This window comes from Dongia rigui, assembly GCF_034044635.1.
Taxonomy (GTDB): domain Bacteria; phylum Pseudomonadota; class Alphaproteobacteria; order Dongiales; family Dongiaceae; genus Dongia; species Dongia rigui.
On sequence record NZ_JAXCLX010000004.1, the window covers coordinates 40,750 to 61,524 of the forward strand.

General features: G+C 62.0%; 21 protein-coding genes. 13 read left to right on the top strand and 8 right to left on the bottom strand.

The genetic code is table 11. The features are described from left to right. The first annotated feature begins 15 nt into the window (after positions 1 to 15). Both kdsA and SMD31_RS19050 read left to right on the top strand, forming a co-directional pair. A complete protein-coding gene (kdsA, locus tag SMD31_RS19045) occupies positions 16 to 861 on the top strand; it encodes a 3-deoxy-8-phosphooctulonate synthase (RefSeq protein WP_320502522.1) in 846 nt (281 codons plus the stop codon). Positions 862 to 1,019: 158 nt separating this feature from the next. Then, positions 1,020 to 2,189, top strand: a complete 1,170-nt coding sequence (locus tag SMD31_RS19050) for an acyl-CoA dehydrogenase family protein (RefSeq protein WP_320502523.1) — start codon at positions 1,020 to 1,022, stop codon at positions 2,187 to 2,189. 131 nt (positions 2,190 to 2,320) lie between these two features. Here the strand turns inward: SMD31_RS19050 and SMD31_RS19055 are convergent, their stop codons facing one another. From SMD31_RS19055 to SMD31_RS19065, 3 genes are all read right to left on the bottom strand, one after another. Beyond that, positions 2,321 to 4,639 carry an aminotransferase class III-fold pyridoxal phosphate-dependent enzyme gene (locus SMD31_RS19055; protein ID WP_320502524.1) on the bottom strand — a complete coding sequence of 773 codons (2,319 nt, stop codon included), beginning with the start codon at positions 4,637 to 4,639 and terminating at the stop codon, positions 2,321 to 2,323. Positions 4,640 to 4,769: 130 nt separating this feature from the next. Beyond that, positions 4,770 to 5,243: a hypothetical protein gene (locus SMD31_RS19060; RefSeq protein ID WP_320502525.1), complete on the bottom strand. Its 474-nt coding sequence runs from the start codon at positions 5,241 to 5,243 to the stop codon at positions 4,770 to 4,772. Next, positions 5,233 to 6,126: a LysR substrate-binding domain-containing protein gene (locus SMD31_RS19065; protein ID WP_320502526.1), complete on the bottom strand. Its 894-nt coding sequence runs from the start codon at positions 6,124 to 6,126 to the stop codon at positions 5,233 to 5,235. Before SMD31_RS19065 ends, SMD31_RS19060 begins: the two co-directional genes overlap by 11 nt. 112 nt (positions 6,127 to 6,238) lie before the next feature. On the opposite strand from SMD31_RS19065, the gene SMD31_RS19070 reads away from it, so the two are divergent. Genes SMD31_RS19070 through phnY form a run of 3 tightly spaced genes read left to right on the top strand, consistent with a single transcriptional unit; the run spans position 6,239 to position 10,064 of the window. After that, positions 6,239 to 7,369 carry a 2-aminoethylphosphonate--pyruvate transaminase gene (locus SMD31_RS19070; RefSeq protein WP_320502527.1) on the top strand — a complete coding sequence of 377 codons (1,131 nt, stop codon included), beginning with the start codon at positions 6,239 to 6,241 and terminating at the stop codon, positions 7,367 to 7,369. Between the two features lie 4 nt (positions 7,370 to 7,373). Continuing rightward, positions 7,374 to 8,624 (top strand): phosphonoacetate hydrolase, encoded by a 1,251-nt coding sequence (phnA, locus tag SMD31_RS19075; RefSeq protein ID WP_320502528.1) that lies wholly within the window; start codon positions 7,374 to 7,376, stop codon positions 8,622 to 8,624. Between the two features lie 12 nt (positions 8,625 to 8,636). After that, positions 8,637 to 10,064: a phosphonoacetaldehyde dehydrogenase gene (phnY, locus tag SMD31_RS19080; RefSeq protein WP_320502529.1), complete on the top strand. Its 1,428-nt coding sequence runs from the start codon at positions 8,637 to 8,639 to the stop codon at positions 10,062 to 10,064. Here the strand turns inward: phnY and SMD31_RS19085 are convergent. Further along, positions 10,030 to 10,947, bottom strand: coding sequence for a LysR substrate-binding domain-containing protein (locus tag SMD31_RS19085; protein WP_320502530.1), 918 nt, complete (start codon positions 10,945 to 10,947; stop codon positions 10,030 to 10,032). The genes phnY and SMD31_RS19085 overlap by 35 nt on opposite strands. 105 nt (positions 10,948 to 11,052) lie before the next feature. Between SMD31_RS19085 and tmpA the strand changes: the two genes are divergently transcribed. Continuing rightward, positions 11,053 to 12,195, top strand: coding sequence for a 2-trimethylaminoethylphosphonate dioxygenase (gene tmpA / locus SMD31_RS19090; RefSeq protein ID WP_320502531.1), 1,143 nt, complete (start codon positions 11,053 to 11,055; stop codon positions 12,193 to 12,195). Further along, a complete protein-coding gene (locus SMD31_RS19095) occupies positions 12,192 to 12,734 on the top strand; it encodes a phosphonate degradation HD-domain oxygenase (RefSeq protein ID WP_320502532.1) in 543 nt (180 codons plus the stop codon). Before tmpA ends, SMD31_RS19095 begins: the two co-directional genes overlap by 4 nt. Positions 12,735 to 12,868: 134 nt before the next feature. On the opposite strand, the gene SMD31_RS19100 is transcribed toward SMD31_RS19095, so the two are convergent. Further along, positions 12,869 to 13,360 carry a Fur family transcriptional regulator gene (locus tag SMD31_RS19100; protein ID WP_320502533.1) on the bottom strand — a complete coding sequence of 164 codons (492 nt, stop codon included), beginning with the start codon at positions 13,358 to 13,360 and terminating at the stop codon, positions 12,869 to 12,871. A gap of 206 nt (positions 13,361 to 13,566) precedes the next feature. Between SMD31_RS19100 and SMD31_RS19105 the strand changes: the two genes are divergently transcribed. The 4 genes from SMD31_RS19105 to SMD31_RS19120 are packed head-to-tail and all read left to right on the top strand — an operon-like array spanning position 13,567 to position 16,867. Next, positions 13,567 to 14,400 carry an NAD(P)-dependent oxidoreductase gene (locus SMD31_RS19105; RefSeq protein WP_320502534.1) on the top strand — a complete coding sequence of 278 codons (834 nt, stop codon included), beginning with the start codon at positions 13,567 to 13,569 and terminating at the stop codon, positions 14,398 to 14,400. Next, the gene (locus SMD31_RS19110; protein WP_320502535.1) at positions 14,400 to 14,705 is read left to right on the top strand and encodes a DUF2849 domain-containing protein; all 306 of its coding nucleotides are present in this window, start codon (positions 14,400 to 14,402) and stop codon (positions 14,703 to 14,705) included. Before SMD31_RS19105 ends, SMD31_RS19110 begins: the two co-directional genes overlap by 1 nt. Positions 14,706 to 14,712: 7 nt before the next feature. Then, positions 14,713 to 16,395, top strand: a complete 1,683-nt coding sequence (locus SMD31_RS19115) for a nitrite/sulfite reductase (RefSeq protein ID WP_320502536.1) — start codon at positions 14,713 to 14,715, stop codon at positions 16,393 to 16,395. Further along, a complete protein-coding gene (locus SMD31_RS19120) occupies positions 16,358 to 16,867 on the top strand; it encodes a DUF934 domain-containing protein (RefSeq protein ID WP_320502537.1) in 510 nt (169 codons plus the stop codon). Before SMD31_RS19115 ends, SMD31_RS19120 begins: the two co-directional genes overlap by 38 nt. 67 nt (positions 16,868 to 16,934) lie before the next feature. On the opposite strand, the gene SMD31_RS19125 is transcribed toward SMD31_RS19120, so the two are convergent. Both SMD31_RS19125 and SMD31_RS19130 read right to left on the bottom strand, forming a co-directional pair. Continuing rightward, positions 16,935 to 17,588, bottom strand: coding sequence for an OmpW/AlkL family protein (locus SMD31_RS19125; protein ID WP_320502538.1), 654 nt, complete (start codon positions 17,586 to 17,588; stop codon positions 16,935 to 16,937). Between the two features lie 139 nt (positions 17,589 to 17,727). Beyond that, on the bottom strand, positions 17,728 to 19,194 hold the full coding sequence (locus tag SMD31_RS19130) for a cryptochrome/photolyase family protein (RefSeq protein WP_320502539.1): 1,467 nt from the start codon (positions 19,192 to 19,194) through the stop codon (positions 17,728 to 17,730). Between the two features lie 126 nt (positions 19,195 to 19,320). Here SMD31_RS19130 and SMD31_RS19135 point away from each other — a divergent pair, with 126 nt between their 5' ends. Both SMD31_RS19135 and SMD31_RS19140 read left to right on the top strand, forming a co-directional pair. Beyond that, on the top strand, positions 19,321 to 20,100 hold the full coding sequence (locus tag SMD31_RS19135) for a 5'-methylthioadenosine/adenosylhomocysteine nucleosidase (RefSeq protein ID WP_320502540.1): 780 nt from the start codon (positions 19,321 to 19,323) through the stop codon (positions 20,098 to 20,100). 2 nt (positions 20,101 to 20,102) lie between these two features. Beyond that, positions 20,103 to 20,327 carry a hypothetical protein gene (locus SMD31_RS19140; protein ID WP_320502541.1) on the top strand — a complete coding sequence of 75 codons (225 nt, stop codon included), beginning with the start codon at positions 20,103 to 20,105 and terminating at the stop codon, positions 20,325 to 20,327. Here the strand turns inward: SMD31_RS19140 and SMD31_RS19145 are convergent. Further along, complete coding sequence (locus tag SMD31_RS19145) at positions 20,321 to 20,740, bottom strand: HIT family protein (protein ID WP_320502542.1); 420 nt, start codon at positions 20,738 to 20,740, stop codon at positions 20,321 to 20,323. The genes SMD31_RS19140 and SMD31_RS19145 overlap by 7 nt on opposite strands. Positions 20,741 to 20,775 lie beyond the last annotated feature (35 nt).

Here is a 20,775-nt window from a genome sequence, read left to right on the forward strand (position 1 = left end):
AAGGCTGTTGCAGAGATGACCACGATCCGCGTCGGCAAAATCGACATCGCCAACGATAAGCCGATGACGATGATCGGCGGCATGAATGTGCTGGAAGATCGCGACACCGCCTTCCGCGTTGCCGAGGCCTTTTGCGAAGCGACGGCCAAGCTTGGCATCCCCTATATCTTCAAGGCCTCCTACGACAAGGCCAACCGGTCGTCGATCCACTCGTTCCGCGGCCCCGGTGTCGAGGAAGGGCTGAAACTGCTGGGCGACATCAGACAGCATTTCGGCGTGCCGGTCCTGACCGATGTACACACCGAGGCGCAGGCGGCCCCCGTGGCAGCCGTTTGCGACATCATCCAGATTCCGGCCTTCCTCGCGCGCCAGACCGATTTGGTCGACGCGATGGCCCGGACGGGCGCGGTCATCAATATCAAGAAGCCGCAATTTCTCTCGCCGCCGCAGATGAAGAACATCGTCGAGAAGATCCGGGAATGCGGCAACGAAAAGATCCTGCTCTGCGAGCGTGGCAGCTCGTTCGGCTACGACAATCTGGTGGTCGACATGCTGGGCTTCCGCACCATGAAGTCGGTGAGCGGCAATCTGCCGATCATCTTTGACGCGACCCATGCCCTGCAGATGCGCGATCCGATGGCCGGCGCTTCCGGCGGTCGCCGCGCGCAGGTGGCGGAACTGGCCCGTGCCGGCCTCGCGGTTGGCATCGCCGGTCTCTTCATCGAGGCGCATCCCGATCCCGATAACGCCAAATGCGACGGCCCCTGCGCCTTGCCGCTCGACAAGCTGCCGGCCTTCCTGGCGCAGATGAAGGCGCTCGACGACCTCATCAAGAGCTTGCCGCCGCTTGATATCCGTTAGGCCGACCTAACTCATCGCGTCATGCCCGGGCTTGACCCGGGCATCCACTCTCGAAGACGGCATTCGCCCGGGGGTGACGGCTCAGAGTGACCCCGTTGCCGCGGAAAATGCGGCCCTCTATGATCCTATTAAACAAGTGGTCAAGGGGAGCCTTAGTCATGGATTTCAAGCTGAGCGCCGCCGATCTCGAAGTTCAGGCGCGTGCGCGCGCGTTTTCCGAGCAGCATCTCTTTCCGAACGAGATCGCCTGCGACGAGCGCAAGCTGACGAAGGAGAAGCTCGCCGAGATTCGACAGCAGGTCATCGCCCATAAGCTCAACGGCTATATCCATAGCAAGACCGATGGCGGGCAGGGCTACACGCCCATGCAGCAGATTCTGGTCGCAGAGGAGATCGGCAAAGCGACCTGTGGCATGTGGACGGTGGTGTGGAAGGCGTCGACGCCGCTGCGCCGTGGCACGCAATGGCAGCGCGATACTTTCCTGTTGCCCTTCAATGCCGGGAAGGGCCGCTCTTGCTTTGCGATCACGGAAGAAGGCGCCGGTTCCGACCCGTCGCTGGTGAAGACCAGTGCCGTGATGCGCAACGGCAAATGGGTCATCAATGGCGAAAAATGGTTCGTGACTTCAGCCGATGCGTCGACCGTGGTCATCGTCCATGCCCATGTCGATGGCGATGCGGCGAAGCCGACGCTCTTCATCGTCGACATGGATCAGCCGGGGGTGAAGATCAAACGCATCCCGCAATTCATGCATTCCTATCTTTATGAACACTACGAAATGGTGTTCGACAATGTCGAGGTCGAGGACAATCGCCGCTTAGGGGAGGTGGGGCAAGGCTTCGACCTCACCAAGGAGTGGTTCACCGAGACTCGCGTCGAGATCGCGGCGCACTGCCTGGGTGCCGCCATCCGGGCCACCGAGATCGCCAATGACTATGCAGCGGGGCGCATCCAATTCGGCAAGCCGATCCGCGACTTCCAGGCGATCGAGTTCATGCTGGCCGACATGGCGGTCGAGATCATGGCCGCGAAATCCTTCCTCTACCGCGTTGGTGCCGAACTCAACGAGGGTATGGACCCCAAGCTGATGCATGCCAAGGCCTCGGCGCTGAAACTCTATAATTCCGAGATGGCCGGCCGCGTCGTCGACAAGGCTTTGCAGATCTTAGGTGGCCGCGGCTATATGCGCGAGAACCCCGTCGAACGCCTCTACCGCGATGTCCGTGTCGACCGCATCTGGGAAGGTACGTCCGAGATCCAGCGCGTCATCATCGCCGGCCAGATCAAGAAGCGGGGCCTCGGAATCTATACTGGGTGGACGGCGTAGTTCGCCAGCTTTCATTACCCCGTCATGGTCGGCGAAGGCCGACCATCCACGAATTTGCCTGCGACTGCGCTGCCGCCTGATAGAAACTCATGGATGGTCGGCCTTCGTCGGCCATGACGATTAGGCTTATGTCAGAGCCTCGCAAGCGCCCGATCCAGCGCAGCCACCGCAATATCCGCGTGCTCTTTCTTGAAAACAATTGGCGGGCGGATCTTCAGGATGTTACCGAGGATACCTTCGCTGCCGATCAGCACACCTTCATCGCGCATTGAATTGACGATCCGCTTGGTTTCAGTGGCCGCGGGTGCCAGGGTCTGGCGATTGGTGACCAGCTCAACGCCGAGTGCAAGACCCGTGCCGCGCACATCGCCAATGAGTGCGTGTTTCGACATCAGCCCCTTGATTCCGGCTTTGAAATAGTCGCCGACGACGCGGGCGCTTTCCACCAACCCCTCGCGCTCGATCACGTCGAGGACAGCGAGCCCGGCGGCACAGGAGACGTTGTTGCCGCCGAAGGTCGAGAAGAACGCATATTCCTTCAGGAGGGCTTCCATGATCTCTGGCGTCGTGATCACGACACCCAGTGGATGACCATTGCCCGCCGGCTTGCCGATGGTGACGATATCCGGCACCACGTCATGATGCGTGTGGCCCCACATATGGGTGCCCATGCGGCCGAAGCCTGACTGGACCTCATCGCCGATGCAGAGGCCACCGGCAGCGCGGATCTTCCTGAAGACCTCCGCCACATATCCCGGCTGAGGCTCCAGCACACCATTGGTCATCAGCGCGGAATCGATCATGAAGGCCGCAGGTTTCATCCCCGCATCGGCCAGCGAGGCAATCGCCCGGTCGGCGTCGGCGGCATATTTGCGCCCCCAATCCGGCGTGCCATAGCGATATTCGCCGCGATAGCCGTCGGGCGGCGTCAGGGCGCGCATATGCGGCGGCAGGCTGTTGCGGTGATTGCCGCTGGGCGAGAAGGCGTCGACGGCATCGGTGATGCCGTGATAGGCGAAATCCATCGTGATGCCGCCGTTGTTCCCGGTATAGGTCTTGGCCATGCGCCAGGCGATGTCGTTGGCTTCCGACCCGGAATTGACGAAGGCGCAGACCTTGAGCTTGCCGGGCAGCGTGGCGCCCAGGCGCTCGCTGTACTCAAGTACCTGCTCGCCCAGATAGCGGGTGTTGGTGTTGAGTGTGCGGATCTGGCGGGTCAAGGCGTCGACCACATGCGGGTGGCAATGGCCGACATGCGGCACATTGTTGTAGCAATCGAGGAAGCGGCGGCCCGAGGCGTCGGTCAGCCAGACGCCGTCACCTTTCACCATGTGCAGCGGCGGATCGTAGAAGACATAAAGCTTGGAGCCCATCGTCGCCTTGCGCCGCGCGATCAAGCCGTCGACATCCGTCATTGCTGGCAAAGTTGTGAGGCCGCACACCCGCCGCATGCGGTCGGTAAACGCGGGGCGCCCGATCTTCTCCAAGGCGAGGCAGACGTCGATCGCATGCTCGCCATATTCGGCCATGTAATTGGGCTCATCCGGCGTCTCATGGGCACGGACGGCGTTGGTGAGCGGCGTCAGCAGCAGGCGCGCGCTGATGAGATCAAAAAGCAGATCGATCTCGGCCTCTTCGAGCGGGGTCACGGCATGATAAGCGGCAACGATCGCCTCCGGCACCACGGCAAGGCGGGCGGGATCAAGGGCGAAATCGGCAATCACGTTGGCGACGTCGAAGACCAGCGGCCCATGAATCATGTCACCAAAATCGATGATGCCGGCAATGCCGTCGTCACCCAGGATCAGATTGTGTTCGTGAACGTCGGCATGAACCAGCTGGGCCCGTAAGCTGTCGAGGTGCGGAACGACCACGTCACGCAAATGAGTGAGGATCTGCTGCGCGACGCGGCGATGCTCCGGTTTTTGCAACAGGTCTACATGCGGCAGGAATTGCGGTGCCATGCGAACGTCCCACAGCAGTTCGCGATTACCCGCCGCCGGGTGAAACAGACCGCGCATGGCGCGGCCGAGGCGCGCCACCATGGCGCCGATGCCCCGATAGAGCGCCGCATTCTGGTCGCCAGTCCCGGCGATACGCCCGTCGAGATAGGAAAGAACGAAGAAGATGTGCGACGCGCCGTCTTCGGCCGTCACGCGCACCGTCGTCGCACCATCCATGGTCAGCCGCACCCGAGGAACGGGCAGCGACGGATCGACGCGGGCGATGTGGCGCAGTGTTTCGATCTGGCAATCGATGATGGCCGGGTCTTCGGCGACGTTGGCGATCTTCAAGACCCAGGCGGCACCACTCTTCTCGCGCAAGCGCAGGTTCTGATCGCGCTCGCTGTAGAGGGGCGTCACCTCTCCTTCGAGACCAAAATGCTGTCGCGCCAGCTGTTCCACCAGCGATGTGTCAAGATGTGGTGCGTTGGTGCGCAGAAATTTCATGATGCCGTGCTCCCCGATTGGTGGCGAAAGGTAAGGGGCAGCCCGCAGGCGCGTCAATGTGCGACGAAGGGGGAGGGGGTGGGATCAAAGCGCATGGCGGAAAACGGCGTGGAATGCGGCGCACCGGATGTCAGAGGCACTTATCCATCAGGCCGTCGAGCTTCTCAGCGGCATTGGTGTAGTCATAGCTGCCGCGCCAGCCGATTGCGGCGATGCCCATCTGCAGGCGATTGCTGGCCTTCACCGCATCATAGAGCCGCGCCAGCGTCAGCTGCTGGCTGAGGTCGTTGGCCTCGTACCACAATTCGATATCCTTGGCCTTCAAGGTGACGCTGTCGCGCGCCCCGTCGATGACGATGTTAAGCGAATAGCTCTCCTCGTCACGGATCAGCGTGTGGAAGACCGGCATCTTCATCACCATGCCGCCGACGAACTTGTTGTCCACCTTGCGACAGAAGAATCCGAAGAGATCGGCGACGCCTGATTGCATGTTGGCATAATCGATTCCCTTGGCGGAACCGCGTACCCATTCGGCCGCCTGCTGTGCATTGGCCGGTGCGGCGGCCAGCAAGGCCAGGCACAGGGCGAGAAGACTAACCCGCATTGCGGCCATCATTCGAACTCTCCCGCGCGACATCGAGGAAGGCTTTGACGAGCGGCGTGCCGCGCCGGTCGGCGAGACACGCCACGAATTCCGTTGATTTGATGCGTGGCCCCTCGAATTCCAGGGCCTTCAGCCGCATGTCGTCGCCAAATTCCGAACGCGCAACGATGCCGATGCCAAGACCGGCCGCAACCGCCTCGCGGATCGCTTCGCGGCTGCCGATCTCGAGCACTTCGCCGGTCTGGATATTGGCCTTGCCGATCGCGGCGTCGAAGGCGCGCCGTGTCGTCGAGGCCGGCTCACGCAGAACCAGGCGATGCCCGGCCAGTTCCTCCAGCTTGATCTTGCGCTTCCTGGCCCAGGGATGCGCCCGGTCAACAAAGGCGATGAGGTAGTCCTCCTGGAAGGGAAAGGCGTGCAGCTTCGCATCGCCCCCGATATCGGCGGCAATGACGACGTCGAAACGCTGGTCGATCAGGTCGGCCTTCAAGCCCAGCGAATTGCCGATCGACATGGAAAGACGCACATTGGGATAGCGCCGGTTGAAGGCGGCGAGGAAGGGGATCGAGTGATAGGGGGCGTCGGCACCGATCCGCAGGTGCCCGCGCTTGAGGCCCTTGGCGGCGGTGAGGACCTGCTCGGCCTCGGCTTCCAGCCCGAACATGCGCCAGGTGATGTCGAGGAGATTGCGCCCGATATCGGTGAGTTCGATCTTGCGCTTGCGCCGGTCGAACAGCCTGACGCCGAACTGTTCCTCTAACCCTTTGACCTGGCCTGATAAAGTTGGCTGAGTCACATTGAGGGTGCGGGCTGCTTTGGTGAAGCTGCCTTCGGTCGCGACCGCATGAAAGGCCCTGAGGGCAGAGTGACTTATCGACGTCATCTATAGATCGGATCGTATATAGCGATTGGACTTATGGTAGGGGCCGGCGCATGTTCCTGCAACATGAATCGGCGACGCTCTCTCGCCCTTAAGTTCTTCGAGGATGAAATCCATGGCGCAAGATCCCTGGCTGCTGACCCCCGGCCCGCTCACCACCTCCATGACCGTCAAGCAGGCGATGCTGCATGATTGGGGATCGCGGGACGCCGGCTTCATCGCCGTCAACGACCGCATGCGCCAGCGCCTCGTTGCCATGATCGGCGGCGAGGGGACGTTCAGCACCGTGCCGATGCAGGGCAGCGGCACCTTCGCGGTCGAAGCCATGATCGGCACGTTCATCGGGCCGAAGGACAAGCTCCTCATCCTCATCAACGGCGCCTACGGCAAGCGCATCGAGAAGATCTGCCAGGTCGCCAAGCGCGCCTGTGCCACGCTGGAATGGGCCGAGGACATGCCGGTCGATCCCAATCTGGTGAAGCTTGCCTTGGCGCGCGACCCGGCCATTACCCATGTGGCGGTCGTGCATTGCGAGACGACCTCTGGCGTCCTCAACCCGGTGGCCGAGGTGGCGCAGGTCGTGGCCGATGCCGGCAAGAAGCTGCTCATCGACGCCATGAGCGCCTTCGGCGCCATCGAGCTCGACAGCCGCAAGGTGCCGTTCGATGCGGTGGCGGCTTCCTCCAACAAATGCATCGAAGGCGTGCCGGGCCTCGGCTTCGTTCTGTGCCGGGTGAGTGCCTTGCAGCAGACGCAAGGGAATGCCCACGCGCTGACACTCGATCTCTTCGATCAATGGCAGAACATCGAGAAGACCAAGCAATACCGTTTCACCCCGCCGATCCATTGCATTGTCGCCTTCGACCAGGCGCTCAATGAGCATGAGGCCGAGGGCGGTGTCGCGGGGCGCGGCGGGCGTTACCGGAACAACTGCAAGATCCTGGTCGACGGCATGCGCCGCCTGGGCTTTGAGACGCTGCTGCCCGATCACCTGCAGGCGCCGATCATCGTCACCTTCCACATGCCGGCGGACCCCAATTTCCAGTTCCAGGTCTTCTACGACAAGCTCAAGGACCGCAATTTCGTGATCTATCCCGGCAAGCTGACGGTGGCGGATTCCTTCCGCATCGGCTGCATCGGCCGCCTCGGCGAGACCGAGATGAAGGCCTTCCTCGGCGTGGTCGCGGATGTGCTCAAGGAAATGAATGTGAAAAGCGGCGCTCCGGCGCGCAAGGCGGCGGAGTAACCCCATGAAGACGATCAGCGTCAACGGCAAGACCTATGCCTGGCCGAGCGAACCCATCGTCGTGGTCTGCGTCGATGGCTGCGAGCCGGATTACCTGAAGCAAGCGATCGAGGCCGGCGTCATGCCCTGGTTGAAATCGGCCATCGCGCGAGGCAGCGACCTCATCGGCGATTGCGTGGTGCCGAGCTTCACCAACCCCAACAACCTCTCCATCGTCACCGGCGCGCCGCCCTCGGTGCACGGTATCTGCGGCAATTACCTCTATGACCGCGAAAGCGGGCAGGAGGTGATGATGAACGATCCGAAATTCCTGCGCGCCGACACGATCCTCGCCACCTTCGCGCGCGAAGGCGCCAAGGTGGCGGTCGTCACGGCGAAGGACAAGCTGCGCCTGCTGCTCGGGAAGGGCATGAAGGGCATCTGCTTTTCGGCCGAGAAAGCCGACCAGACGACAAAGGCCGAACACGGCATCGACAATGCCTTGGGTTTTGTCGGCCTGCCGCTGCCCTCGGTCTACAGCGCCGACCTCTCGGAGTTCGTGTTTGCTGCTGGCGTGAAGCTGATGAAGTCGGAACAGCCTGACATTATGTATCTGTCGACCACCGATTACATCCAGCACAAGCACGCGCCGGGCACCAAGGTCGCCAACGATTTCTATGCCATGATGGATCGCTATCTGGGTGAGATCGAGGCCATGGGCGCCACCATCGTCTTCACTGCCGATCACGGCATGAACGACAAGCATGGTTCCGACGGCAAGCCGCAGGTGATTTATCTGCAGGACACGCTGGATGGGTGGCTCGGTGCCGGTGTTGCCCGCGTTATCCTGCCGATCACGGACCCTTACGTCGTCCATCACGGTGCGCTCGGTTCCTTCGCCACGGTCTATCTCCCCGACAGCGTCGATCACAAGGACATCATCGCGCGGCTCGCCAAGCTGCCGGGCATGGAACTGGTGGTCGATCGCGCCGAGGGCTGCCGCCGTTTCGAATTGCCGGAGGACCGCGTCGGCGACGTGATCGCCATTTCAGCCAAGAACTTCGCGCTCGGTACCGCCGTGTCGCGCCATGATCTCTCCGGTCTCACCGTCCCCTTGCGCTCCCATGGCGGCATGACCGAGCAAAAGGTGCCGGTCATCGTCAACCGCAAGCTCAAGGCGCTCCCCGCCGGTTACCGCCTGCGCAATTTCAGCGCCTTCGATCTTGCCTGCAACTACGCCATTCCTGCGGCACAGCCGCAAAAGAAAGCCATTTGAGGAACACGCGTCATGGGTATCTTGCGCAAAGAGAAGATGCGGACCGTCAACAGCTCGACCGCCGGCGATCGGCATTTCGAGGTCTTCAACCCCTATACCAATGAAGTGATCGGCACCTGCCCGAAGGCGAGCCTCGATGATATCGCCGGCGCCTTCAGGACGGCGAAGAACTACAAGGCCAGCTTGAGCCGCGCCGAACGCAGCCAGATCCTGCGCAAGACCGCCGACATCCTGGTCAGTCGCCGTCAGGAGATCGCCGAGCTGATCACGGCTGAGTCAGGCCTGTGCCTCAAGGATTCCACCTACGAAGTGGGCCGCGCCTATGACGTGTTTCATCTGGCCTCCAGCATCGTGCTGAAGGACGATGGCGAGATCTTCTCCTGCGATATCACGCCCCATGGCAAGAAGCGCCGCATCTACACCCAGCGCGATCCGCTGTTGAACGCGATCTCGGCCATCACGCCGTTCAACCATCCGCTCAACCAGGTGGCGCATAAGGTGGCGCCGTCGATCGCCACCAACAACCGCATGGTGCTGAAGCCCAGCGAAAAGACGCCGCTCACCGCTTTGGTGCTGGCCGACGTGCTCTACGAAGCCGGCCTGCCCAGGGAAATGTTCCAGGTCGTCACCGGCGATCCGCGCGAGATTGCGGACGCACTGCTGACCGACCCCAATATCGATCTCATCACCTTCACCGGCGGCGTCTCGGTCGGCAAATACATTTCGGCTCATATGGGTTATCGCCGCGCCGTGCTGGAACTCGGCGGGAACGATCCGCTCATTGTCATGGAAGATGCCGATATCGAGGAAGCGGCGACCTTGGCCGTGGCCGGTTCCTATAAGAATTCCGGCCAGCGTTGCACGGCGGTGAAGCGCATGATCGTGGTCGAAAGTGTCGCTGATAAATTCGTCGAGTTGCTGCTCGAGAAAACCAAGAAGATCAAATACGGCGACCCGATGGATCCGGAAATGGATATGGGCACCGTCATCGACGAAGCCTTGGCCAAGTATTGCGAGGACAAGGTCAACGATGCCGTCGCCCACGGCGCCAAGCTGCTCTATGGCAATATCCGCAAGGGCGCGCTCTATTCGCCGACCGTGGTCGATCACGTGCCGTTCGATTGCGATTTGGTGCGCATCGAGACCTTCGGCCCGGTATCGCCGGTCATCCGCGTCAAGAACATCGACGAGGCGATCCGCGTCTCCAATTCGACGGCCTACGGCCTTTCGTCCGGTGTCTGCACCAACCGGCTCGACTACGTCACGCGATTTGTGAAGGAGCTCGAGGTCGGCACGGTCAATGTGCGCGAAGTGCCGGGTTACCGTATCGAAATGTCGCCCTTTGGCGGCATCAAGGATTCCGGCCTCGGCTACAAGGAAGGCGTCATCGAAGCGATGAAGTGCTTCACGAACGTGAAGACCTACTCCTTGCCGTGGTAAGGCCCCCTTGCGCAAGGAGCCAGGCCTTGAAGGCCAGCACCTTGCGCGGTTCGCCGTTGCGGCGCCGGTGAACGACCCAGTAGCCGGCGCTGGTCTTGAGTTTACGCGGGAAGGGCGCCACCAGGCGCCCTTCCTTCAACTCTCGCTGGATCAGCGGTGATCGTCCCAGGGCGACGCCACGGCCATCGAGGGCCAGTTGAATCGCCATCACCGATTGATCGACGGCAATGCGATGCCTCATCCAGTCGAACGATACCTTTGCGCTTCGCAGCCAATCGGACCAGCCTTGCGGATATCCCGGAACATCGATCAAGTCGAACTTCGCCAGGTCCTTCGCTGCCTTCAGGCCGGGCTTGCGTTTGAGCAGATCGGGGTGGCAGACCGGAAAGATGCTCTCTTCCGCCAGCAGCGCGGCCTCAAGATCGGGCCAGTCTCCGGTGCCGTAGCGGATCTCGATATCGGCTGCCGACCGGTCGCTCTCGATCGGCTCGGCGGTTGCCGATATCTGGACGGTGATGCCGGGATGGCGGGTGCGGAAGTCGTCGAGGCGCGCCATCAGCCATTGGCTGCCGAAGGACGTCGTGACCTTCACGGTGAGAGACTGCGGGCGTCGCGCGGGGAGGGAATCATCGACCGCCTCATGCAGCAGATTAAGTGCGTTGCTGAGCTTAGGCGCCATCAAGGCGCCGGTGGCCGTCAAGGTCAGGCGCCGGTTGGCGCGCCGGAACAACGGCCGCCCCAGATAGGCCTCCAGCGAGGTGATCTGCTGGCTGACAGCCGAGGCGCTGATGTTCAGTTCGGCCCCAGCCTTGGTCATGCTCAAATGCCGCGCCGTCGCTTCGAAGGCGCGCAGCCAGGGAAAGGGCGGCGGAGCAGGGCGCATGATGCCATCTTTAAGTGCCACTTAACGATGAGCCAGGCTAGGCTCATTTGTGGCAGGGTTCAACCTCGTTCATGATATCGGCATTGCACATATTTTGAGGCAGCCATGATCGCCAACTTCACCAGCACGGGTTATTCCATCGCCATCACCTGGGCCGACAAGGTGGCCGCGGTATTTCCGGCCATCTGGTTGCGCGACAATTGCCGCTGCGCCGCTTGCCGGCATCCTGGCAACGGCCAGCGCCTCTACGAGATCACCGACCTGCCGGAAGATGTGCGGATCGCGGAAGCCGTGCAACTGGGGGACGGCGCCATCCGCATCACCTTTGCACCGGAGAACCATGTCAGCACCTTCTCCGAAAGCTGGCTCGCCGAGCACAACCTGGCGGCAAATGCACGCAAGGCCCGCAAGCCGCAACGCAGCTTGTGGAACGGCAGCATCGGCAACGCCATGCCGGTCGGCGATTGGCGCCAGATGGTGGCGGACCCGGCCGCGGAGCTTGCGTTTCTTGATGCCTATCATGCCCACGGCTTCGGGTTGATCAAGCATTCACCGACCCAGTCGGAAACGGTTCTGGCCATCGGCAACCGTCTGGGCTTCGTGCGCGTCACCAATTACGGCGCCTATTTTGATGTGATGTCGGTGCCCAACCCGACCAATCTGGCCTACACGCCGATCGGTCTGGGTGTTCACTCTGATAATCCCTATCGCGACCCAACGCCGGGCGTGCAGCTGCTGCATTGCCTGCTGTCGGATGCGCCGGGCGGTGACACCTTGCTGGTCGACGGCTTCCGCGCCGCCTCGCTACTGCGCGCCGAAGATCCTGCGGCCTTCGATCTGCTGACCCGCATTCCGGTCAATTTCAAATTCCGCTCGAACGATGCCGAGCTGGTGGCGCGCCAGACCATGATCTCGGTCGACGAGGATGGCGACATCGTCGGCGTGCATTTCAACAACCGGTCGCTGGATTGGCTCGATGCGCCGGCCGAGGTCATCGAGCCCTGGTTTGCGGCCTACCGGAAATATGCCGAGGTCCTGCACCGCCCCGAGGGCGAGCTGATCTTCCGCCTGGAACCCGGCGATTGCGTTGTCATGCAGAATGACCGGGCGCTCCATGGGCGGACTGCCTTCGATCCGTCACGCGGTCGTCGTCATTTGCAGGGATGCTACGTGGACAAAGACGGGCTGGAAAGCCGAGCGCGGGTCTTGCGCCGCAATCTTGCTGAAAAGAAGGGAGCGGCAGCATGAACCCCATCCGCGCCATCCAGGCGGCGTTCGACAAGCGCGGACAGGACAGCTATGGCGAAGGCGTCAACCAGCTCGACCATGCGCTGCAATGCGGCTATTGCGCTGAGCGCGACGGTGCCACACCGGCGCTGATCGTGGCGACTTTGCTCCACGACATCGGCCACCTGCTGCACGATTTGCCCGACGACATCGCCGACCAGGGCATCGACACACAGCATGAGAGCCTTGGCTCTGCCTGGCTGTCGCAGCATTTCGGCCCGGAGGTATCGGAGCCGGTGCGGCTCCATGTTCCGGCCAAGCGCTACCTCGCGACGGTGGAGAAGGGCTATTACGATCTGCTGTCCGAGGCCTCGATCCTGTCGCTCAAGCTGCAGGGCGGCCTGATGTCGGAAACCGAAGTGAAGGCGTTCGAAAAGGAACCCTATTACCGCGATGGCATCCAGCTCCGCCGTTGGGACGATGAGGGCAAGATTGCCGGCTGGGAGGTACCCGATCTCGGGCATTTCCAGAAGTACATCGAAGCCTGCGTGGCGCGGTAACGCGTCCGATCTCGGTTTTATAGCTGTCATGCCCGCGAACGCGGGCATCCATGGATCGGTTCGCTTGATGAATGGATTCCCCCGCCGGCGCATGTCGGCATTCGCCGATTGGCGTGGGGGACGACAGCAGAGGCTCAGGCCGCGACCTTCCCGCAAGTCGGGCACAGCCCCTGCAATTCGATCGTGAGGCGGCTGACCGAGAACCCGGCGGCGGCCGCACTCTTTTTGACCGCACTTGAAATGCCGGAATCCTGGATTTCGACGGCCGAGCCACATTTGGTGCAGATCAGGAACTGGCTGACATGCCGGTTTTCCGGGTGGTCGCAGCCGATGAAGGCATTGAGGCTTTCCAGCTTGTGGATCAGTCCCTGTTCCATCAGGAAATCGAGGGCGCGATAGACCGTGGGCGGCGCCGCCCCGCGATCGCCTTCGCGCAGGTGATCGAGGATCGCATAGGCGCCGACCGGCTGGTGGCTGTTCCAGATTAGTTCGAGCACCTTGCGGCGCAATGGCGTCAGGCGCGCGCCACGTTCCTCGCACAGGCTTTCCGCCCGCGACAGCGCCTCGCTCTGGCAGTGGGCATGGTCGTGTGGCGCGGTGGCTCGGCTGGCGGATTTGTCCATCATTTCAAGGTCCGTGGCATCGATTCCGGTGCATTATAGCGAGTCCGTCGCAACCGGTCCTGCTGTTAAATTATCTCACGCCAGTGTGAATAATAATTCCACAGTGTAGAAATGCGTTGACGCCTTAACAGTCCGGTATATATCCAGAACTTAATGGCGCAGGGGTAGCTCTGCAGATATCCCACTTCACTTGTGTGAATAGGCTGATTATGCGTTCGTTTCCGTTGTTCATGCGTCTCCAAGGGCGACCGGTGCTGCTGGTCGGGCAGGGCGATATGGCTGCGGCGAAGGCGCGCTTGTTGACCGCCGCCGGTGCTTCGGTCATTGAGCGCACAGCCGTTGAATTCAAATCAAGCGACGTTGCCGGCATGGCGCTGGTGGTCAGTGCTATCGGCGACGATGCGCGTGATGCCGAAGTCTCGGCCGCTGCTCGCGACGCCCACGTGCCGGTCAACGTCGTCGATCGGCCGGAGCTTTCCGACTTTACGATGCCCGCCATCGTCGATCGCGGCGAGATTGTGGTGGCGATCTCGACCCATGGCGGCTCGCCGGTCCTGGCACAGCGCGTCCGGTCGGCCGTTGAGGCGGCACTGCCGCATGGTATCGAGCGCCTGGTGAGCTTTGCGCGCCGTTTCCGCAGCGCGGTTCATGCCCGCATCGACGACCACGACCGCCGCCGCCATTTCTGGGCCGGTTTCTTCGACGGCCCCATCGCCAAGGCATTGCTGGCTGGCCGCGAACGTGACGCGGCACGCGAGGTGATCCGCGCCATCAATGGCGATTTGGCACCCGAACATGGCGCCGTCGTCGAATTGCTGGTCGATGCGCAAGATGCCGACCAGATCACGCTCGGCGATCTGCGTGCGCTGCAACAGGCCGATGTCGTCTTGTTCGATGCCGATATTGCCCCGGAAATCGTTGACCTTGCGCGGCGCGACGCTGTGCGCGCGGTGTGGCAGGGTCAGGAAATCGTTGCTGGCCAACGTGTCGTGCGCCTGAAGGCGCGGACGCGAGCGAGCCACGGCCAATTCAAGGTGATGTGATGAACCAGATGGTAACGGCGCAGTGGTTGCTGGGGGGTGAGTCCATCTATTGGACTGCCGCAGGCAACTGGTCTGAATCCTTCGCCGACGGCGCGGTTTTCGCGCAGCAGGCCGATGCCGACGCGGCCCTCGCGGCGGCACAGGAATTCGTGAAGCAGCGCGTTGTCGTCGGCCCCTATCTCATCGACGTCGAGGTCGATGCCGCAGGCCCGAAGCCGACATCGGCGCGTGAGCGCATTCGCGCCGCGCACAACGCGACATTTGATATTGATCACGGGTCGTGGACGGCCCGTATTTCCGACTGAGGCAGCGATGTACCGCTACGACCAATTCGACGCCACCTTCGTGCGCGAGCGGACCGAACAGTTTCGCGGCCAGGTGGTGCGCCGTCTTGCCGGTGAATTGACGGAGGAAGAGTTCCGTCCCTTGCGCCTCAAGAACGGCCTCTATCTGCAGCTGCACGCCTATATGCTGCGCGTCGCCATTCCCTATGGCGAACTCAATTCCAAGCAGATGCGCAAGCTGGCTTTTATCGCGCGGCGTTATGACAAGGGCTATGGCCATTTCACGACGCGCCAGAACATCCAGTACAACTGGCCGCGCCTCGATGACGTGCCCGACATCCTGAAGCATCTGGCTGAGGTCGAGATGCACGCCATCCAGACCAGCGGCAATTGCATCCGCAACGTGACCGCCGATCATCTGGCTGGTGTCGCTGCGGACGAGATCGAGGACCCCCGCGTCTGGGGCGAGATCATCCGCCAATGGTCGACGCTGCACCCGGAATTCAGCTACCTGCCGCGCAAGTTCAAGATCGCAATCATCGCCGCCGATCAGGACCGCGCCGCCATGCGGACGCATGACATCGGGCTGAAGATCGTCCGCAATGACGCGGGCGAGGTTGGCTTTGCCTTCTATACCGGCGGTGGCCAGGGTCGCACGCCGATCATCGGCCCGCTGGTCAAAGCCTTCGTGAAGAAGGAAGACCTGCTCTCCTATCTCGACGCCACCTTGCGCGTCTACAACATGCATGGCCGTCGCGACAACATCTACAAGGCACGCATCAAGATCCTGGTGCAGGCATTGGGCCCAGAGGAATTCGGCCGCCAGGTCGAAGAAGAATGGCTGCGCATCAAGGATACGGTGCTGAAGCTTCCCGAGGCCGAAGTGGCGCGCATCCGTGCTTATTTTGCCGATCCCGATTACGAGAAGCTGCCGGCCTTCTGGCCGGAATTCGAGACGCAGAAGAAGAACGATGCCGAGTTCGGCCGTTGGATCCGCGCCAATATCGATCCACATAAGGTCGATGGCTATTCTGCGGTCACCATTTCCTTGAAGCCGGTGGGCATGGCGCCGGGCGACATCACAGCCGACCAGATGGACGTGGTCGCCGATCTTGCCGACGAATACAGCTTTGGTGAAGTGCGGGCCACGCATCGCCAGAACCTGCTGCTGCCGCATGTCCGCAAGCAGGACCTCTACCATCTCTGGCAGCGCCTCAAGGCAGTTAAGCTGGCCGAACCGAATATCGGGCTTGTCACCGACATGATTGCCTGCCCGGGCCTCGATTATTGCAACCTCGCCAACGCCCGCTCGGTCCCGGTGGCGCAGCGCATTTCCCGCCGCTTCAGCGACCCGAAGCGTCTGGCCGATATCGGCGAGCTGCGCCTCAACATCTCCGGCTGCATCAACGCCTGCGGTCACCACCATGTCGGTCATATCGGCATTCTGGGCGTCGACAAGAAGGGCGAGGAGTTCTACCAGGTCACGTTGGGGGGCTCGTCGGCTGAAGACATTTCGATCGGCAGGATCTTGGGTCCCGCATTCTCGTATGACGAGATTCCCGACGCGATCGAAACCGTGATCGATATCTATCTCGATTTGCGCAGCGATGCGTCCGAACGTTTCATCGACACCTATCGCCGTGTCGGTATCGAACCCTTCAAGGAGAAGGTCTATGGTCGTCTTAAAGAACGGCGTTCCGCAGCCGAATGAGTGGGTGCGGGTGGCGGATGACGCCACCTTGCCGGACGGTGCCAAGGTCATCGTCTCGCTGGAGCGCTGGCAGGCCGAGCGTGACACATTGCGTCAGCGCAATGCCGCGGTCGGTATCTCACTGAAGAGCGACCAGTCGCCCTTGCTGATCAAGGACGATCTCGATCACTTGTCGCTGGTGGCGCTGGAATTCCCGAAATTCACCGACGGCCGTGCTTTCTCTTACGCCCGCGTATTGCGGGATCGCCTCGGCTATCGTGGTGAGATCCGCGCCTTCGGCCAGGTTTTGCGCGATCAGTATCTCTTCATGCTTCGCTGCGGCATCGACACGATCGAGCCGCCGGCCGAAAAGCGTGTCGAAGGTTACGCCGAGGCGTTGAAGGAGTTCTCTGTCTTCTACCAGCCGACCAACGATCAGCGCGAAACGGCGTTGCGGTTGCGGCACGGCCTGGCGAAATCAGCCGCCGCCTGAACTTCTATACGAACAAAAAGAAAGCCCGCGACCTTTCGGTGGCGGGCTTTTTTGTTAGGGCTACGACTCAGAATTTGTAGCCGATACCCATACCGAAGATCCACGGATCGACATTGACATCGGCTTTGACCGCGCCGTGGTTGATGTTGACATCAGTATCGAGGAACAGGCGCTTCACGTCGGCGTTGACATACCAGTTGTCGGCGATGCGCACATCGACGCCGGCCTGCAAGGCCCAGCCCAGGCTGTTCTCGTAATCGACATCGGTCACGACGCCATGGTTGGGGTTGTCGACAGCGTAGAAGATCGAATAGTTGATGCCAGCGCCGACATAGGGGCTGACCACGCCCTTGCTGAGGAAGTGGTACTGCAGCAGAAGTGTGGGCGGTAACAGCCAGACATCACCCAGATCAACGTCCCCGAGATCGGTGTTCTTCGCTTTGACGTCGTGATGCGTTGTCGCCGCAATCAGTTCCAGGGCGATGTTGTCGGTGATGAAATAGCTGATATCGATTTCAGGCGTCGCCGTATTCGAAAGGTCGGTATCGCCGCCGATCGGATCGATGTCGGCATTGTCGGCCGGCACGACGCCGAGCGCGCGCAAGCGCACCAGGAAATCGCCGGCAGTCTTGCCGGGCGCTTCCTGCGCCATCGCGGCATCCGCCGCAAAGAGTGAGCCTGCGGCGATGATGCCAGCAAGCCAGAGGCTTTTCTTGATCATTGTTTTTCATCCCGGAAAAGAACGCGAACGGATGTCGATGCCATCGGTGACGACGGGCGCCGGTATCCACCACGAACATGGGGGGATGGCAGGATACTGTCAGCGGTGCAGAATGACGCGTGACAGGCTGGCACAGAACCTAGATCAGGTTCGGGGAATTCTGTCTTGACGAGACGTCGGTGGTGGCCAGTTCTGCAGCCGCAGCTGTGCCCAGCGCCTTGAGCGTCGCCAGCGCCCGCAGGCGCGCCTTGGCGTGGTCGACCAACGGCAACGGGTAGCTGCGTCCCAAGGAGACATGCGCTGCCGACAATTCTGAGAGCGATGCCGTCGACGGCTCGTGAATGGCGTGCGTTGGCAGCTTAGCCAGTTCCGGCAGCCAGCGCCGAACATAGGTACCTTCTGGGTCGAATTTGATTCCCTGCGTGATGGGATTGAATACCCGGAAGTAGGGTGCGGCATCCGCGCCCGATCCAGCGACCCACTGCCAATTGCCGGCGTTCTGCGCGAGGTCGGCATCGACCAGCGTATCCCAGAACCATTTCTCGCCGTCGCGCCAATCGAGCAGCAGATCCTTGATCAGGAAGGATGCGGTGATCATGCGGACGCGGTTGTGCATCCACCCCGTGGTCCACAATTCGCGCATGCCGGCATCGACGATCGGATAGCCGGTCAGGCCCTTCTGCCAAGCGGCCAACTGTGTCGGTGCAGAGCGATAGGGAAAGGCATCGAACTGCCGGTTCCAATTGTCCACGGGCAGGCGGGGGAAGTGATAGAGCAGGTGGCTATTGAAATCGCGCCAACCCAGTTCGCGCAGGTATCCGTTTTGGCTCGGTGAGCCTTCCTGGCTCAGCTGCCGCCACAATGCGTGCACGCTGATCTCGCCCCAGGCGAGATGCGGGCTGAGGCGCGATGTTCCCTCGATATCCGGCCGATCACGCGCGGTGCCATAGTCCGCGAGCTTCTCCGGCAGGCGCTGCAGCATCGCCTGCGCGCCGGCTTCCCCCGGGCGCCACTGTGTGGTCATGCCGGCCGTCCAAGGTGCATGCTCCTCCAAGGCAGCGAGGTCGCTCGCCCCCGGCCATGTCGATGGTGCAGTTAGTGCTGTAGGCGCCGGGCAGGGTGCCGGTGGTTGGTAACTCTCGGCAAGGCGGCGCCAGAACGGCGTGAAGACGCGAAAAGGGTCGCCCTTCAGCGTCTTCAGCGTCCAAGGGTCGTGCAGGCGATTGCCGTGATGCTCGACAATCTCGATGCCGGCGGCGCGCGCAGCGGTGACCACCTTGGCATCGATGGCAAGTCCGCGCGGTTCCAGGCGGCGATTGAAGTGCAGCGCCGTGGCGCCGCTTTCCTGCGCCAGGCTCATGACCTGGTCGAGGGCATCGCCGCGACGCACGACCAGGTGCGAACCAAGCGATCGCAGCGCCGAATCCAGCGCCAGCAGGCTGCGTCCCCGCCACCAGCGCGCAGCGCCACCCAGGTGCTTGTCGTCGTCAACGAAGAACGGGATGACCGGTCGGCCGGTCTTGGCGGCATGGAAGATGGCCGGATTGTCGTCCAGCCGAAGGTCACGCCGCAGCCAGATGAGGATCGGTGGATGTGTTCTGTTCATTTACGCTGCGCCATCGATTGCGCTCCATTATACGTGGAGACTGGCGTTTGGGATCATTGCCAGTGCTGGACGTCAGGGTTTTCCCCATTTAACCTCTTTTCGCAGCAACCAAGCATTAGACGAAGCATGACCACAAAAAATGCCCCCTTGGCCGTCATCTGTGCGATGGCGGCGGAGAAAGCCGCTCTCAGGGAGCATATGTCCCATATCGAGGTTCGGGAACTGCTGGGACGCCCGGTGACGCTGGGGCGGTTGGAAGATCATGACGTCGTGGTGGCGGAGAGCGGTGTGGGCAAGGTGGCCTCGGCCGTGACCGCTGCCTTGCTGGCGCGGGAATTCTCCTGCCGCGGTTTGGTCGTCAGCGGGGTGGCGGGTGGTCTCGACCCCGCCCTCAACATCGGGGACACGGTCATCGCGCAGTCGCTGGTCCAGCACGATTATGGCCATCTGCATGACGCCGCCTTGACGCCCTTCCGCCCGGGTGTCCCGCCTTTGGGCGATCATCGCCATGACTTTTCCTTCGACCTGCCAGCGGCGCTGGCCGAGAAGCTGGGGCGCCTCGCTGCCGAAATAGCGTTGCCGGATCTGCCGGCGGATCTGCTGCCGACCCAAAGCGCAGAAGCGCCGCCGCGTCGGGTCTTGATGGGCCGCATCCTCTCGGGCGATCAGTTCATCAACAGTGAGGCGGTCCGTGACCGCCTGCACCGCGCGTTCTCGGCCCATGCAGTCGAGATGGAAGGGGCGGCGGTCGCCCAGGTCGGTGCCTTGCTCGGGCTGCCGGTTGTCGTGGTGCGCTGTCTCAGCGATCTCGCCGGCGCCGACAGCCATCTCGATTTTCCCCGCTTCGTAAGCGCGGTGGCACCGGGTGCGGCCTTGGTCCTGCGCCGCATCATCCGCGCGCTTTGAACATGCCCGGTGGTCCCGGCATTCTGACGAGCAGTATCGTTCTGGCCGTCGCCCTCGCTCTGGGCGTCCTTGCCAATCTGCAGACGCGTCGCCCCTATGAGAGGCGCATCCACGGCGTGCCCTGGGTCGCTGTTCAGTTCATGGCGGTGGTGATCTCTGCCATTCTCATCATGCATATCGCCGGTCTGGTGACCGGGCACGCCTTCACCGGTCGCGCACCTTACTGAAAGGGGCCGAAGGCGGGGCGCAGTTTGGCCAACTCGGCCTCGGCATCGCCGCCAAGGGCCACGGTCGGTTGCACGCCCCAGATCGGGCGCGGCCAGGCCGCATCCGTTTTATACCGCGCGATGATGTGGACATGGAGCTGCGGCACCGCGTTGCCGAGGGCCGCGACATTCAGCTTGTCCGGGGACAGCAACGCCTTCAGGGCGCGGCTTGCCCGGCTGATCTCGCCCATCAATTGCTGTTGCTGCGCTTCGGCAAGGTCGATGATCTCGCGGACATCCGGCACGCACGGCACCAGGATGAGCCAGGGATAGGCCCGGTCATTCATGCGCAGGACGCGGCACAGCGGCCAGTCACCGAGCGTGAAAGTGTCTGCAGACAATTGCGCATGCAGTGCGAATGTGTTGGCGCTCACATTCTCTCTCCTTGTTCAAAGGTCGGGGCGGCCCA

Coding starts and splice junctions, on each gene's coding strand:
- kdsA (WP_320502522.1), top strand. CDS start 16: ATGACCACGATCCGCGTCGGCAAAATCGACATCGCCAACGATAAGCCG.
- SMD31_RS19050 (WP_320502523.1), top strand. CDS start 1,020: ATGGATTTCAAGCTGAGCGCCGCCGATCTCGAAGTTCAGGCGCGTGCG.
- SMD31_RS19055 (WP_320502524.1), bottom strand. CDS start 4,639: ATGAAATTTCTGCGCACCAACGCACCACATCTTGACACATCGCTGGTG.
- SMD31_RS19060 (WP_320502525.1), bottom strand. CDS start 5,243: ATGCGGGTTAGTCTTCTCGCCCTGTGCCTGGCCTTGCTGGCCGCCGCA.
- SMD31_RS19065 (WP_320502526.1), bottom strand. CDS start 6,126: ATGACGTCGATAAGTCACTCTGCCCTCAGGGCCTTTCATGCGGTCGCG.
- SMD31_RS19070 (WP_320502527.1), top strand. CDS start 6,239: ATGGCGCAAGATCCCTGGCTGCTGACCCCCGGCCCGCTCACCACCTCC.
- phnA (WP_320502528.1), top strand. CDS start 7,374: ATGAAGACGATCAGCGTCAACGGCAAGACCTATGCCTGGCCGAGCGAA.
- phnY (WP_320502529.1), top strand. CDS start 8,637: ATGGGTATCTTGCGCAAAGAGAAGATGCGGACCGTCAACAGCTCGACC.
- SMD31_RS19085 (WP_320502530.1), bottom strand. CDS start 10,947: ATGCGCCCTGCTCCGCCGCCCTTTCCCTGGCTGCGCGCCTTCGAAGCG.
- tmpA (WP_320502531.1), top strand. CDS start 11,053: ATGATCGCCAACTTCACCAGCACGGGTTATTCCATCGCCATCACCTGG.
- SMD31_RS19095 (WP_320502532.1), top strand. CDS start 12,192: ATGAACCCCATCCGCGCCATCCAGGCGGCGTTCGACAAGCGCGGACAG.
- SMD31_RS19100 (WP_320502533.1), bottom strand. CDS start 13,360: ATGATGGACAAATCCGCCAGCCGAGCCACCGCGCCACACGACCATGCC.
- SMD31_RS19105 (WP_320502534.1), top strand. CDS start 13,567: ATGCGTTCGTTTCCGTTGTTCATGCGTCTCCAAGGGCGACCGGTGCTG.
- SMD31_RS19110 (WP_320502535.1), top strand. CDS start 14,400: ATGAACCAGATGGTAACGGCGCAGTGGTTGCTGGGGGGTGAGTCCATC.
- SMD31_RS19115 (WP_320502536.1), top strand. CDS start 14,713: ATGTACCGCTACGACCAATTCGACGCCACCTTCGTGCGCGAGCGGACC.
- SMD31_RS19120 (WP_320502537.1), top strand. CDS start 16,358: ATGGTCGTCTTAAAGAACGGCGTTCCGCAGCCGAATGAGTGGGTGCGG.
- SMD31_RS19125 (WP_320502538.1), bottom strand. CDS start 17,588: ATGATCAAGAAAAGCCTCTGGCTTGCTGGCATCATCGCCGCAGGCTCA.
- SMD31_RS19130 (WP_320502539.1), bottom strand. CDS start 19,194: ATGAACAGAACACATCCACCGATCCTCATCTGGCTGCGGCGTGACCTT.
- SMD31_RS19135 (WP_320502540.1), top strand. CDS start 19,321: ATGACCACAAAAAATGCCCCCTTGGCCGTCATCTGTGCGATGGCGGCG.
- SMD31_RS19140 (WP_320502541.1), top strand. CDS start 20,103: ATGCCCGGTGGTCCCGGCATTCTGACGAGCAGTATCGTTCTGGCCGTC.